Source organism: Notoacmeibacter sp. MSK16QG-6 (genome assembly GCF_024158145.1).
Classification (GTDB): domain Bacteria; phylum Pseudomonadota; class Alphaproteobacteria; order Rhizobiales; family Rhizobiaceae; genus Notoacmeibacter.
The window spans coordinates 1,334,553-1,348,418 of sequence record NZ_JAMYXM010000001.1; the positions used below are offsets into that span (position 1 = coordinate 1,334,553).

General features: G+C 60.2%; 15 protein-coding genes. 12 read left to right on the plus strand and 3 right to left on the minus strand.

Annotated elements, in window-relative coordinates:
• Complete coding sequence (locus NIM86_RS06375; protein ID WP_253380124.1) at positions 1 to 474, minus strand: Lrp/AsnC family transcriptional regulator; 474 nt, start codon at positions 472 to 474, stop codon at positions 1 to 3.
• Between the two features lie 101 nt (positions 475 to 575).
• On the opposite strand from NIM86_RS06375, the gene NIM86_RS06380 reads away from it, so the two are divergent.
• Entirely contained in the window at positions 576 to 1,112 is a 537-nt protein-coding gene (locus NIM86_RS06380) for an alpha/beta hydrolase (RefSeq protein WP_253380126.1), read from the plus strand.
• A 132-nt stretch (positions 1,113 to 1,244) separates the two neighbouring features.
• On the opposite strand, the gene NIM86_RS06385 is transcribed toward NIM86_RS06380, so the two are convergent.
• Complete coding sequence (locus NIM86_RS06385) at positions 1,245 to 1,718, minus strand: Rrf2 family transcriptional regulator (RefSeq protein WP_253380128.1); 474 nt, start codon at positions 1,716 to 1,718, stop codon at positions 1,245 to 1,247.
• Between the two features lie 123 nt (positions 1,719 to 1,841).
• Between NIM86_RS06385 and NIM86_RS06390 the strand changes: the two genes are divergently transcribed.
• On the plus strand, positions 1,842 to 2,759 hold the full coding sequence (locus tag NIM86_RS06390) for an NAD(P)/FAD-dependent oxidoreductase (RefSeq protein WP_253380130.1): 918 nt from the start codon (positions 1,842 to 1,844) through the stop codon (positions 2,757 to 2,759).
• An 11-nt stretch (positions 2,760 to 2,770) separates the two neighbouring features.
• On the plus strand, positions 2,771 to 3,394 hold the full coding sequence (locus NIM86_RS06395; protein WP_253380132.1) for a bifunctional 2-polyprenyl-6-hydroxyphenol methylase/3-demethylubiquinol 3-O-methyltransferase UbiG: 624 nt from the start codon (positions 2,771 to 2,773) through the stop codon (positions 3,392 to 3,394).
• A 35-nt stretch (positions 3,395 to 3,429) separates the two neighbouring features.
• Here NIM86_RS06395 and NIM86_RS06400 read toward each other — a convergent pair whose 3' ends face one another.
• Positions 3,430 to 4,464: a LacI family DNA-binding transcriptional regulator gene (locus NIM86_RS06400; RefSeq protein ID WP_253380134.1), complete on the minus strand. Its 1,035-nt coding sequence runs from the start codon at positions 4,462 to 4,464 to the stop codon at positions 3,430 to 3,432.
• Positions 4,465 to 4,622: 158 nt separating this feature from the next.
• Between NIM86_RS06400 and NIM86_RS06405 the strand changes: the two genes are divergently transcribed.
• The 9 genes from NIM86_RS06405 to NIM86_RS06445 all read left to right on the plus strand — a co-directional run bounded on the left by NIM86_RS06405 (position 4,623) and on the right by NIM86_RS06445 (position 13,866).
• Positions 4,623 to 5,597, plus strand: coding sequence for a substrate-binding domain-containing protein (locus tag NIM86_RS06405; protein WP_253380136.1), 975 nt, complete (start codon positions 4,623 to 4,625; stop codon positions 5,595 to 5,597).
• Positions 5,598 to 5,776: 179 nt separating this feature from the next.
• Positions 5,777 to 6,763, plus strand: coding sequence for an ABC transporter permease (locus NIM86_RS06410; RefSeq protein WP_253380138.1), 987 nt, complete (start codon positions 5,777 to 5,779; stop codon positions 6,761 to 6,763).
• A 19-nt stretch (positions 6,764 to 6,782) separates the two neighbouring features.
• Positions 6,783 to 7,787, plus strand: coding sequence for an ABC transporter permease (locus NIM86_RS06415; RefSeq protein ID WP_371872855.1), 1,005 nt, complete (start codon positions 6,783 to 6,785; stop codon positions 7,785 to 7,787).
• Complete coding sequence (locus NIM86_RS06420) at positions 7,784 to 8,608, plus strand: ATP-binding cassette domain-containing protein (RefSeq protein ID WP_253380142.1); 825 nt, start codon at positions 7,784 to 7,786, stop codon at positions 8,606 to 8,608. Before NIM86_RS06415 ends, NIM86_RS06420 begins: the two co-directional genes overlap by 4 nt.
• A 71-nt stretch (positions 8,609 to 8,679) precedes the next feature.
• Positions 8,680 to 9,588, plus strand: coding sequence for a sugar phosphate isomerase/epimerase family protein (locus NIM86_RS06425; protein WP_253380144.1), 909 nt, complete (start codon positions 8,680 to 8,682; stop codon positions 9,586 to 9,588).
• A 1-nt stretch (position 9,589) separates the two neighbouring features.
• Positions 9,590 to 10,612, plus strand: coding sequence for a Gfo/Idh/MocA family oxidoreductase (locus NIM86_RS06430; protein ID WP_253380146.1), 1,023 nt, complete (start codon positions 9,590 to 9,592; stop codon positions 10,610 to 10,612).
• A 27-nt stretch (positions 10,613 to 10,639) separates the two neighbouring features.
• The gene (locus NIM86_RS06435; RefSeq protein WP_253380148.1) at positions 10,640 to 11,812 is read left to right on the plus strand and encodes a Gfo/Idh/MocA family protein; all 1,173 of its coding nucleotides are present in this window, start codon (positions 10,640 to 10,642) and stop codon (positions 11,810 to 11,812) included.
• 56 nt (positions 11,813 to 11,868) lie between these two features.
• Complete coding sequence (locus NIM86_RS06440) at positions 11,869 to 12,810, plus strand: sugar phosphate isomerase/epimerase (protein WP_253380149.1); 942 nt, start codon at positions 11,869 to 11,871, stop codon at positions 12,808 to 12,810.
• Between the two features lie 15 nt (positions 12,811 to 12,825).
• Entirely contained in the window at positions 12,826 to 13,866 is a 1,041-nt protein-coding gene (locus NIM86_RS06445; RefSeq protein ID WP_253380150.1) for a Gfo/Idh/MocA family protein, read from the plus strand.

A 13,866-nucleotide genomic window follows, 5' to 3' on the forward strand; every position in this document is an offset into this window, starting at 1 on the left:
TCAGTATCCGGCAGAATTGATGAGCGCCGAGCCAATTGGCTTTAGCGGCTCGGACCGCAGCACGACCGATGTTGTAACCGACCCAAACCGCGCAACGGCATCGACGATGGTTTCCAGTTTTTCCGGGGTTGGAACAACGACTTTCAAATGGAAACAGTCCTCACCCGTCAGGCGATGAACCTCGATCACCTGAGGCATCTGACTGAACTGCTTGAGGCAGCGTTCGATATGCTCATGAGTGGTGCGCACCCGAATGATCGCGATCATTCCGAGGCCAAGCCGTTGTGTATCGATGACCGCGCGATAGCCGGATATAACACCCTTTTCCTCAAGCCGCTTCACGCGCTCGGTGGTGGCAGGCTGGGAAAGGCCGATACGACGGCCTAGTTCCGATACCGACACGCGACCGTCCCGCTGCAACTCCTCTATGATCGCTATGTCGGTCGCATCCGGCTGATAGGGAAGCCTCACCATTCTACCTTTATTTTATCGGAGAAACCATCAACTACCCGATAGTTTCGCATTCTCCGATCTTTGGCAAGCCGGTAGTTTTGCGGCCTTGAAGGGATGCAGCAATGACCGAATTTATCATTCTGCCGGGCATCGGCGGTTCAGGATCGACGCACTGGCAAACATTTTGGGAAATGAAGGAGCCGCACATGCGGCGATTTTCTCCGGCGAGTTGGGATAAGCCGCAACTTGACGACTGGTGCATCGCTTTGGACGAGGCTGTCGCGGCTGCCAATTCGCCGCCAGTGCTCGTGGCTCACAGTCTCGCCTGCCTGCTGGTCGCCCATTGGAGCGTCAGGTCGACACGCCGGGCCAAAGGCGCGTTTCTGGTTTCAGTGCCCGATCCGGCCGCGACGGAATTTCCCAAGGCCGAAGCCAATAGCTTCATAGATGCGCCCAAAGAGAAGTTGCGGTTTCCTTCCTTCATCGTCGCGAGCAGCGATGACCCATATGGCGCTTTGGCCTATCAGCAGGATTGCGCGGCAGCATGGGGAAGCGATTTCGTCGACATCGGCGCGTGCGGGCATATGAACGGGGAGAGCGGCCTTGCAGACTGGCCAGCAGGCCGGCAGCTTCTCGAAACATTCGAGGCGCGATTATAACTGCGTCACGACGACAAGGGCGCCGGTAATTTCCTCCCAGCCGCAAACCTCAGTGCCGCACAGCGTTGAGACGGGACGGTCTATCGTCCGTCGCGCAGATAAGAAGGCCCGAGCCAATCTGTCGGCGCAAGTTTAACTCGCATGGCAGGCCATGCCCTGCGGTTCGACGGCCCCCTCACGAAGTTCGGCAAAGCGACGCTCAAAATCCTGCGCCAGATCTTCGACTACAATTTGATCGAACTGCTCCAACAGACGGGCTTCTGCCGCCTGAAGCGTCTCTTCGAGCCTTGCGTCTACCGCCTTTTCCACCAGACATTCCGCCGGGTCCGCCTGCGGGCCGATGTTGAACAGAGGCGGGCAGCCAACCGCCTCATAGACATCGCGCAAAGTGATACCCGTCAAAGCGCGCGCCAGCTGCCAGCCGCCGCCATGGCCTTTTTCAGACGTCACGATTCCCTTTTCCCGTAAGCCCGCCATCATCCGGCGCACCACCACCGCATTCGTCGAGATCATGCCGGCAATCTGGTCGGACGTCACCCGATCCACATGCCGGTCCATATGAATCAGGACATGCAACATACGGGACATACGAAGATCGCGGGGCATCGGGAGGCTTTCTTGGCTGCGCTCGTTCTACGCTATCAGAAGTCACGCAACAATTAAAGTTTCATGTCTTGCAATAGCGATCCGCATCACGTAACTCATAGTGATACATGAAGGAGCAAGATCATGGATCAGGACGTCATCGTCGTCGGGGGAAGCTTTGCCGGGCTTTCCGCGGCCATGCAGCTGTCACGGGCACGCAAAAAGGTGCTTGTGCTCGATACGGGTATGCCGCGTAATCGCTTCACACATGCCTCGCACGGTTTTCCCGGCCAGGACGGAAACAGTCCGCAAGCTATCCAGACCGCCTTGCGCGCGGAACTTGCAGTCTATCCATCGGTGTCTTTCCGCAAGGACGCAGCGGTTTCGATTGCGTTTGAGGGAGGAGGATTTCGTGTGTCTCTGGCAGACGGGACCGCGCTGACCGCGCGCCGTGTCATTCTCGCCTACGGAGTGAGCGATACGCTACCAGACCTGCCGGGACTTCGCGAACGGTGGGGCGTAAGCGTACTGCACTGCCCTTACTGCCACGGATACGAACTCGACCGGCAGGCGATGGGCGTTCTGCTGCGCGACGAAACGGCATTACATCAGGCCATAATGCTCCCCGAATGGGGGCCTACGACCGTTTTCACTCAAGGCGCTTTCAAACCGTCCGACGATCAGGTTCGCCAGCTCACATCGCGCGGTATCAAAATTGAAGAGACGCCCATCACGGAATTGAACGGCGCCGGCGTAACGTTGGAGAATGTCGGGCTCGCCGATGGACGAAACGTGCCTCTTGCAGGTCTTTTTGTCGCGCCGCAAACAGCACCGGCCTGTGATATCGCCGAGCAGCTGGGCTGCGCCGTAAATGACGGGCCGACCGGCCCATATCTCGCGGTGGATGCAATGCAGGCAAGCTCGGTACCGGGCGTCTTTGCCGCTGGAGACCTTGCCAGCCCGATGCCGAACGCCACCCGCGCGGCCGCAGCGGGCGTGATGGCCGGCGTCGCCGCGCATCGCTCGCTGATCTTCGATCCCGACCTTATCCCCGCTGCCTGAGGTAACCTTCCATGGATACGATAACCCCCGCCCAGTTCTGGAATGAACGCTATGAGAAGTCGTCCCCCGAAACTTCCGGTAGGCCCGGTCTTGCGTTGGCGCAATTTGCCAGCCCCCTCACGCCCGGCCATGCGCTGGAGCTTGGCTGCGCGAAGGGCGACGATGCGATCTGGCTGGCCAGGCAGGGCTGGCATGTCACCGCCGTCGATATTTCCTCGGTGGTACTGGGCTATGCCAGCACCAATGCCGGCCGCGCGGGGATGAGCGAGCAGATCCGTTTCGAGGAACATGATCTCGCCATATCCTGCCCGTCCGGCGCTTTCGATCTGGTCACGGCCAGCTTTCTTCACTCACCGCAGAATTGGCCACGCTCGGCGGTTCTGAGCCGAGCGGCCGAAGCCGTTCGCCCCGGCGGACATATACTTATCGTCGGGCATGGATCTCGCGCTCCCTGGTCGTCGTCGCCGGAAGACACGCGCTTCCCGTCGGCAGAGGATACTCTGACCGAAATGGGACTGGATGTCGCCGCGTGGAAACGGCTCTGTGTCTGCCCTATCACACGGACAGGACACGGTCCGGATGGACAAACCGCGACAGTGACAGACAACATCATCTTCCTGCAGCGCCTGTCGTGAGAGAGGTATGACCATGAGACTCCGGGCCTCGCCGGTCAGATGTTCTCAGGTGTGACGATCTCGAATGGAACCGTGCGCTGGGTGGTCGGTCCCGGCCCGTCGCGTTCGATCTCCTCGATCATCGTTTGCACGAGCATCGCCGACGTGGCCTCAAGAGGGTGGCAAAGAGCGGCCGTAATCAAACCTTCAGACAGACCCTTGCGTGTTTCGGGGCCGATATCCCGGCAAACGAGCCGGATATTGGCGCGCTTTTCTTCCGGGGCCTGTCGAAGAGCCCGGAGAATTCCGGATATGCCGCCACCGACAATCAATATCCCGACCAAATCTTCGGTCGTTTCCAACAGCTCCGTCACCATGTTGTAAGCCTCGCTGGACTCCTCATGGGTCGGGCGGCTTTCCTCGACGAAGAGCCGCGGTGCGTGTTCGCGCATGTAGGAGCGGAAACTGGCATCGGCGACGTCCTGGCACTGATAGCGATGATTGCCTATGAAAACCGCTATACGCCCGGACCCCGTCGTCGTTTGCGCGATCAGCCATGCCGCCGTGCGTCCGAGCTTCCAGTTATCCGCGCCGACATAGGCCGCGCGCTCCGGCGCGGACTGATCTGTAATGTAGGCGATCACCGGCTTGTCCATCTCCCGCAATGCGCCGATCGTCTGCCCGATGATTGGATGATCGGCCGCGATGATCGCAACGGCATCGCATTCCTTGCCGAGGGCCATAAGGCGGGCTGAAATGTTTTCCGGCGTCAGCAGATCGACGAAATCGATCAGTGGGTCAATCACCTCATCCCGCCGCTCGCGGCAAGCCGAGACGATCTTCTTGCGGAAGAGCTGATAGAGCTCGCGGTTGGATTGCTGCAGCAGAAAACCCAGCCGGTAACTCGGCGCCGTCTTGCGCAGCCGGTCCTCGATGGCGCCCAGACCATAGAAGCCGATCCTCTCGGCAGCGCTTTGCACACGCTGCATCGTCGTGCCGCGTACCGGCGCCGTACCGCTCAAAATACGGTTAACGGTCGATACCGATACTTCGGCCTCGCGCGCCAGATCGGCGATCGTCGGTCGGTTCATTCAGTCCTTCCTCCATGAACTGATGTGTCATCATGAATGATATATTCTGACACTTCTGAAACTTTCATACTATTTCCTGTTTCAAAAAACTCAAGCCGTCGATATGAGTCCAGCTGTTGAAGCCCCATCGGGGAGGTGGGGCAATGGAGGATTTCCATATGAAAAAGTTGAGCCGCATCGCGGCATCCGTTTCTGTCGCCGCCATTGCAGCGTGCGTTTCAACCGCCGTCATGGCAGCCAACATCTTCGTCGTCGGCGGCAAGCCGGACGATCCGTTCTGGTCGCGCGTCAAGATGGGCGCCGAAGACGCCGGCAAAGTGGCTGAGGCACAGGGCGGCTCGGTCACCTGGCTGGGTCCGCAGAACTACGATAATCTCGGCCCGGACGCCGCCGAGCTGATACGCCAGGCCATCGACCAGGGCGCTGACGCCATTGTCGGTCCCGACTGGGTTCCCGAAGCAATGGACCCCGCTTTCAAAGCGGTTGTCGATGCCGGTATTCCACTCGTCATCTATAATGCCGGCGGCATCGAAGCGGCCGACAAGCTCGGCGCGTTGAACTATGTCGGCGCGGTCGATTACAAATCCGGCTTTGCCGGCGGCGAGTATCTCGGCAAGGCCGGTCATCAGAACGGCGCCTGCGTCAACACTCTGCCTGGCGCCGCCAACATCGAAGCCTTCTGTAGCGGCTTTAACGATGGGCTTGAATCGACAGGCGGCAAAGGCTCTGTCCTGCAGCTTCCGGCGACGGCCTATGGCAATGCAACCGCTGTGGCGCAGGCCGTGCGCGCGCATCTGCTGCAGAATCCGGACATTGACGCGATGTTCGCCATTGGCGGCGGTGACACCAATGCCACCGTCAGCGGCATCGCCCAGGCCGGCAAGTCTGGCCAGGTTTTCGTCTGCGGCATGAACTTCGATGACTCCATTCTGGACAACATCCAGCAGGGTACGCAGGCTTGCGCCGTGGATCAGCAGGGTTACCAGCAAGGCTTCTTCGCTGTTTCGATCCTCAACAACTACGTCAATTACGGCGTGACGATCCCGACGCGCGAAATCCTCACCGGACCTGGCGTTGTCGACTCAAGCAATGTCGAACTCGTGATCGAAGGCGTCAAAGCAGGCGCCCGCTAGGGCCGGAAAGGCTTTCGGCTCCGATGCCGCATATCGGCTAACAGAGAGGCCGCCCGCACCCTTCGACGGTGCGGCCTCTCCCGAACACCCATAATCCCCTGATTGCGCGCGCCCTATGGCATGTCGCGCATGAATGAATAGGCGGACGATCAATGCCATCTAAAAGTGGATCAAACAGGATGTCGCTGGGCGCGATCGCAATAAGACCCGAGACCGCATCGGTCGTCGGCCTGGTCGTGGTCTACATCTTTTTTGCAGCCTTCGGCGGCGCCGCTTTTATCGGTGCGCCCGGCTGGTCGAGCTGGCTGAATATTGCCGCCGAAGTCGGAATCATTGCGCTGCCCGTCGGCCTTCTGATGATCTCCGGCGAATTCGATATTTCGGTCGGATCGATCGTTCCGGCGGCCTCGATGACGGCCGCCATCATCTCCGGCCATTACGACTGGCCCGCCTATGTCGGCATACTCGGCGGCCTCGGGGTCGGCGCATTGGTCGGTTATGTGAACGGCTTTCTCGTCACCCGCACGGCAATTCCATCTCTCATCGTCACGATCGGCACGATGTTTGTCGTGATGGGGCTGACGCTCGGTCTTGCCGTCCTCATCAAGGGTTCGACGAGCGTCTCCTACGTTCCCGATCCAATCACCAAGAGCCTGCTGGGCCATTTCATCAACGGCATGTTCAACGTCTCGATCATCTGGTGGATCGCCTTCGCCGTCGCGTTTTATTATTTCCTCCACATCTCGCCGATGGGAAACTGGGTTTTCGCGATCGGCGGAGACCGTGAAACAGCCCGCAATGCAGGTATCCCGACAAGACAGCTCACAGTCGGCCTTTACATACTTTCAGGCCTGGCGGCCGCCTTCGTCGGTATCGCGCAGCTCATGACCTATCAGAGCGCGCAGGTCGCGGGCGGGCAGGCCTTCATCTTCAATTCGATCATGTGTGTCGTGATAGGCGGCGTGCTCCTGACTGGCGGCGCCGGGTCGGTTATCGGCATCGTCCTCGGCACGATGACCTTCGCCGTTGTGAACCAGGGGATCTTCTTCTCCGGGCTCGATTCCAACATCGGGTCGATCATCATCGGCGCGTTGCTGCTGGCGGCCGTGCTTTCCAACGACGGTTTCCGGGCGCTCGCTCTGCGCTACGCGACAAAGAAGAAGTGAGGACGGTTTGATGGATATCATGTCGGCTTTTATACGCCGTCCGGCGACTGCCTCGGTCCTCAGCCTGATCGGCGTGCTGCTCTTCTACTTCATTTTCGGCGGCGTAGACCTCGAAAAGCTTGGCGGCGCCGCCAGCTGGCTCAACTACGCCGCTCGGATCGGCATCGTTGCGATCCCCGTCGGCCTTTTGATGATCTCCGGCGAGATCGATATTTCCATCGGCGCGATGATCCCGGCCGGCGCGATGGCGACCGCCATCATCTCGGGCTATTACGGGCTGCCGATCATCTTCGGTATTCTGGGAGCGCTCGGAATCGGCGTGATCGTCGGTCTCATCAATGGCGTCCTCGCCGTGCGCACCACCGTGCCGACGCTGATCATCACGTTAGGCACGCTCATCGCCATGCAGGGCATCGTGCTGGCGGGCTCCGTCATTCTTACCGGCAACGCCTCTGTGCCGCTGAGCGCGCCGGACTGGGCCAAGACGCTGTTCGGCCAGCTTATCTTCGGCGGCAGTCATCAAGTCGTGATCATCTGGTGGCTTGCCTTCACGCTACTGGGCTGGTTCATCCTGCACCAATCCCGTTTCGGAAACTGGATCTTCGCCATGGGCGGCGACAAGGTCAGCGCCCGCAATGCCGGCATTCCGGTGGACCGTTTTACCATACTGCTCTTCGTGCTCACCGCGACATCGGCGTCCTTCGTCGGCATGTGCCACGCCATCCTCTTCAATTCGGCGCAGGTTTCCGGCGGCATGAACGACATCTTCAACATCATCGCCAGCGTCGTGGTCGGCGGCGTGCTGCTGTCCGGCGGGTTCGGGTCGGTTCCCGGCATATTCATCGGAACCATAACCTTCGCCATCGTCAATAAGGGCATCGATTTCACAGACATCGATCGAAACTGGTCGAGCCTGATCATCGGCGTGATGCTGTTGGCCGCAGTGCTGATGAACAATCGTTTTCGCAACATGGCGCTGAACTACGTGCCGCGGAAAAAGGACAAGGGAGGGTCAGCGAAATGACCGAAAAAACAGCGGTTCTGGAACTGCGCAACGTCAACAAGTCCTTCGGGCCGATCGACGTTCTGCACGATATCTCCCTGAAGGTGAATGCGGGCGAAGTGCTCTGCCTTCTCGGCGACAATGGCGCCGGCAAGTCGACACTGATCAAGACGCTTGCCGGTGTTCACAAGCCGACATCTGGCGAGATGTTCATGGATGGCGAAAAGGTCTCGTTCGAACGGCCGAAAGACGCGGCCGATCGCGGTATCGCGACGGTTCACCAGTTCGGCGGCACCTTTCCGCTGATGACCATCGGCCGCTCGTTTTTTGTCGGCGTCGAGCCGACCAAACGGATCGGACCGTTCAGAATCTTCGATCGCAAGACAGCCAACGAGACGGCGGTCAAAGCGGTGCAGGAATTCGGCATCACCCGCATCGACGATGGCGACCGGCTGATCGGCGGCCTGTCGGGCGGTGAACGCCAGTCGCTGGCCATCGCTCGCGCCGTCCATTTCGGTGCGCGAGTCCTTATTCTGGACGAGCCGACCGCCGCGCTCGGGGTCAAGCAGGCATCGCACGTTCTGCGCATCGTTCTGGAAGCCAAAAAGCGCGGGCTGGCCGTGATCTTCATCACGCACCAGGTGACGCACGCCATGGCGGTCGGCGACCATTTCGCCGTTCTGATCCGCGGCGCTCTGGCAGCGAACTTCATGCGCGGCGAGAAGTCGCGAGAGGAGATCACCGATCTGATGGCCGGCGGCGAAGCCTTGGCGGACCTCGATACCGAGATCGAAAGCCACATGGAAACCCACGAGGGACACCCCCCGCCGCCCGCGCACTGACGAACGCGTCGTGTCCGCCCCGATAGGTGAGATGCGCCGATCCTCAGCAATCGAATCTGGAGACGTACCCCATGAAGATCGCCCTCGACCCGTACATGCATCGTCACCTGCCGCTGGAGGACATTCCTTCCAAGGTGGCGGAGCTCGGCTATGAGTGGATCGAGCTGTCGCCACGCGGCGACTTTCTCGAATGGTTCAAGGCGCCGCGGGTTTTCCCGGACCGGATAAAGAGCTTCAAGAAAGCTCTTTCCGACGCCAATGTCGGCATCGCCTCGCTACTGCCGATGTATCGCTGGGCCTCAAATGACGAGGAAGAGCGCAAGGCTGCCGTCCGGCACTGGAAGCGTGCCATCGAAATCGCTGTTGAGATGGGCGTCGACACAATGAATTCGGAGTTCGGCCGCGGTCCGCATCCCGACAAGGGCACCTGCTATTGCTGCCACACCGGATCGATGATCGAGGCCTGTGAGGATGCCTGGTGGCGCTCGATGGAAGAGCTCGTGCCAATCTTCGAGAAGGAAGGCATCAATCTGCATATCGAGCCGCATCCGGAAGACTGGGTTGAGACGCTTCAGCCCTCGGTCGATCTCATCCGGACGGTGAACAGCGAACGGGTGAAGTTCCTCTACTGCACGCCGCATACCTTTTATTTCGGGGACGACACCAAGGCGATGCTGCGTGAATGCGCCGATGTGCTGGCGCATGTGCATATTGCCGACACGTTCAATCACAAGGGCTCGTCGGGCCTACGCTATATCGTCAATCCGCCCGGTTCGACGGCGCGCGTTCACCAGCATCTCAATATTGGGCAAGGCGAGGTGCCCTGGGACGAATTCTACAAGACGCTGGCGGAGATCGGTTTCGACGGGATCATGACGGCCTGCGTCTTTGCCTGGGAAGAGAAGGCGGACGAGTCCGGCCGTTTCATGCGCTCCGAAATGCAGCGCCTTGTCGATCAATACTTCAAACAGGAAGCGTGAGATGACTGTCAGGATCGGTGTCATCGGCACGGGTATGATCGGTCAGGATCATATTCGGCGTCTGACCAAAGTTCTCTCCGGGGTCGATGTTGTCGCGGTGAACGATATCGATAGCAGCCGCGCCGCTTCGGCCGCGCCTGCCGGCGCGGAGATATTCGATACGCCGCAGGAGCTGATCCGGTCGGACAAGGTCGATGCCATCGTCATCTGCTCATGGGGACCGGCACACGAAGAACAGCTGCTGGAATGCATCGCTGTCGGCAAGCCGGTCTTCTGCGAAAAGCCTCTTGTCACATCCGAAGCGTCGGCCATGCGTGTGATGGAAGCAGAGGTCGGATACGGCCGCCGTCTCGTGCAAGTCGGGTTTATGCGGCGCTTCGATGCGGATTACCGCCGGCTCAAGGCAGTCGTCGATGGCGGCACGCTCGGCGCGCCCCTGATGTTCCACTCCGTTCATCGCAATGCCTCGGTTCCCGCCGGGCTTTACACGTCCGATATGCCGCTGAACGATACGCTGGTGCATGACGCCGATGTTTCGCGCTGGCTTCTCGATGACGAAATCGCGGGTGTCGAAGTGCGCCTTCCCCGCCGGTCACGTCAGGGCGGTGAGCTACGCGATCCGCATTTCGTCCTGCTGCATATGGCAGGTGGTGCGATCGTCGATGTCGAGATCTCTGTCAACATTGCCTATGGCTATGACATCCGTGGCGAGCTGAGCTGCGAAACCGGCGTTGCCGCGCTGCCGAACCGCCCCTCCCCCGTCGTCTCCGACGCCAGCGGCATCAGACAATTCATCCCGACGGATTGGCGCGAGCGCTTTATCGAAGCTTACGATCAGGAATTTCGGGAGTGGATCGTCGCCGCCGGCGACGGCACCGCAACGGGACCGAGCACATGGGACGGTTATGCGGCGACGCTCGTCGCCGACGCCGCATTGCGGGCCGTCGCATCCGGCAAGCTCGAAGCGATCACCATGCGCGATAAGCCGGCTCTTTATTCGCAGAGCATGGCGCAAGCCGCCTGAAGAAACGGGCCGAAGTGGAGCCAAGCCATGATCAACGGTGAAAAGAGCTTCGACAGACCTCTGCGCTGGGGCATGGTCGGCGGCGGCCGGACAGGCCAGGTGGGTTATAAGCACCGTACCGGAGCGCTTCGGGACGGCAATTACCGGCTCGTGGCCGGCGCGTTCGACCTCGACGCCAAACGCGGCCGCGATTTCGGCATTCGTCTGGGAGTCGATGCAGACCGTTGTTATGCCACCTATCAGGAGATGATCGCGGGCGAGCGTGACCGCGATGATGGGTTGGAAGCCGTTTCGGTGGCCACACCCAATTTCACCCACTACGAGATCACAAAGGCTCTGCTCGAAGCCGGCATTCATGTCATCTGCGAAAAGCCTCTCTTCTTCACCGTCGAAGAGTGCGACGAGATCGCTCGGCTCGCCGATGAGAAGGGTCTGATTGTCGGCGTCACTTATGGTTATACCGGCCATCCGCTGGTCTATCAGATGGCCGCGATGGTGGCGAAGGGCATGCTTGGCGAGATCCGTATCGTCGATCTGGAATATACCCATGGCTTCAACGCCGGCGACGATACCGATGCGTCCGAAGCCCAGAAATGGCGAACCGATCCTTCCAAATCGGGTTCAACCTTCGTTCTTGGAGATATCGGCACACATCTCCACTACCTGTCGGAGATCGTGCTGCCTCATCTGAAGATCGAGAAGCTGCTCTGCGATCGCAAGGCGTTCATACCGTCACGCGAACCGCTCGAAGACCATGCAACGGTTCTGATGCATTACGACAATGGGGCGCGGGGCCGTCTGTGGGTGAGTTCGGTCGATGCCGGCAATATGGGAAGCCAGCGCTACCGCTTCGTCGGTTCGAAGGCCTCTGTTTCATGGAGCGACAGCCGGCCCAATGAGCTGATCTACGAAATTCAGGGCGAACCGGCGCAGGTTCTGCATCACGGCATGCCCTATCTGGAAGACGAAAGCCTTGCGGTCGACCGCATGGGCGCTCTGCATACCGAAGGTCTCGGCGACAGCTGGGCCAACATCTATCTATGGATCGCCGAAGCGATCGACGCGAAGAAGCGTGGCGACGAAGCCTTCCTCGGCACACACCATTACCCCGGCATTAAGGCGGGCACCGAGGGTGTCCGCTGGCTCCAGAACTGTGTCCGCTCGGCCGAAAGCGGCTCTGCCTGGATCGACTACCGATAAAGATCCTCCCCCCTGGGGCGCACTTCGGTGCGCCCCTCTTTTAGGAATCGAATACGATGAAACTCTCGATCTGCACCGACGTGATGGGCGACCTCTCCTTTACCGACATGCTCGACAAATGTGTCGAACTCGGTGTGGAAGGCATTGAAATGACCGGAGGCGGTTGGTCGAAAGGTCCGCATTTCCGGGCCGATGAACTGCTGGCCGACAAGGGCCTGCTGAAATCGAAGCTCAAGGAGATCGAGGCGCGCGGTCTTGAGATCGCGGCGCTGAACTGCTCGGCCAATCCGCTCGATCCGGGCGATATGGGCAAACGTCATCGCAAGGAGATGGAGGAAACCGTCCACCTGGCTGGCGAGATCGGCGTCAAGAAAATCGTCACCATGTCCGGTCTTCCGGAAGCGGCGCCCGGAGATATCGTTCCGAACTGGCTCGTCTATACGAAGAGCTGGCCGGACGAGATGCCCGAGCGCGATCGTTATCAATGGGAAGACCGGGCTTTTCCGCTCTGGCATGATCTGGTGAAGCTGGCCGACGAAGCCGGCGTGGAAAAATACGCGCTGGAGAACTTCTCCGCCATGCTCGTCTGGAACCCGGAAACACTGTTCCGGCTGCGCAATGAGGTCGGCTCCAAGGTCGGCATGAACCTCGATCCCTCGCATCTGTTCTGGAAGGGCGCATGTCCGATCGCCGTCGCCCGTGCGCTGGGCGATGCGATCCATCACGTTCACGGCAAGGATACCCGCATCGAGCGCGGCCTGGCCGACGTCAACGGCCTTTTGGAACTGAAGGATGTCACCGATGTCGCCAATCGCAGCTGGAACTATGTCGCAGTGGGCGCCGGCCACGATCTGCAATGGTGGAAGGAGTTTTTCTCCATCGTCGGCATGATGGGTTATGACGGCTGGGTCAGCCTTGAGATGGAAGATTTCACCATGTCTACCGAGGCCGGCATTCAATCATCCATCGATGCGCTTCAGGCCACCATCATTCGCTGAGCGGAGAGAGCCATCATGCGGATCGGGGTTGTCGGATATGGAACGGGCGGGCAGCATTTTCATGCGCCGTTCATTGCGGCCGCGCAGGGCGTCAGCCTCGCCGGGGTCGTCGCCCGTGCGCCCGCGACCGTCGCCAAAGTGCAGGCGGATCTGCCGAATACGCCGATCTATCCCAGCCTGAAAGCGATGCTCGATGCTGGCGTCGATGCGGTGACGATCACGACCCCGCCCCAGACGCGCCGTGACCTCGTGCTGGAAGCCATTGCGGCCGGTGTGCATGTGATCGCGGACAAGCCTTTCGCCCCGGATGCTCCAGGCGGTCGCGCACTGGCCCGCGCTGCCGAAGAGCGAGGCGTCACGCTCGGCGTTTATCACAACCGGCGATGGGACGCCGATATCCGAACGCTCCGCAAAGTGATCGAGGATGGGAAGATCGGCGAGGTCTGGCGGCTGCATTCGCGTATGGATTTCGACGATCCCGCCACGCTGGAGGCCGGGCCGACCGGTGGGCTCCTGCGTGATCTCGGCAGTCATCTCGTCGATCAGGCGCTCTGGCTTCTCGGGCCAGCGGTTTCCGTCGATGCGCAACTCGATATGGTGACGCTTTCAGAGGGAGAGACCGACGCCGGTTTCGTGCTGACATTGCGGCATGAGAACGGAGCGCACAGCCATATTTCGGCAAGCAAGGTCAACCGTCTTTCGAGCCGCGAGTTGCGCGCTTACGGGTCGGAGGGCAGCTATGTTTCGAATGGGTCGGACGTGCAGGCGCAGGCGATCTTCGCCGGCAAACGTCCAGCCGACGATCCGAAAGGCTGGGGCTACGAGCCAGAGAATTGCTGGGGCACACTCAATACAGAGGCCAGCGCCGAACCGATACCGTCCGAGCAAGGCGCTTACCATGCCTATTACGAGGCGTTCGCCGAAGCCGTACGTACCGGTGGCGAACCGCCGGTCACCGCTCAGGAAGCGATCGCGACCCTGGCCGTACTCGACGCTGCCCGTCTGAGCGCATCGGAAGGCAGAACGGCGCCGCTTTCCGAAAGCGATGCAGTGTAG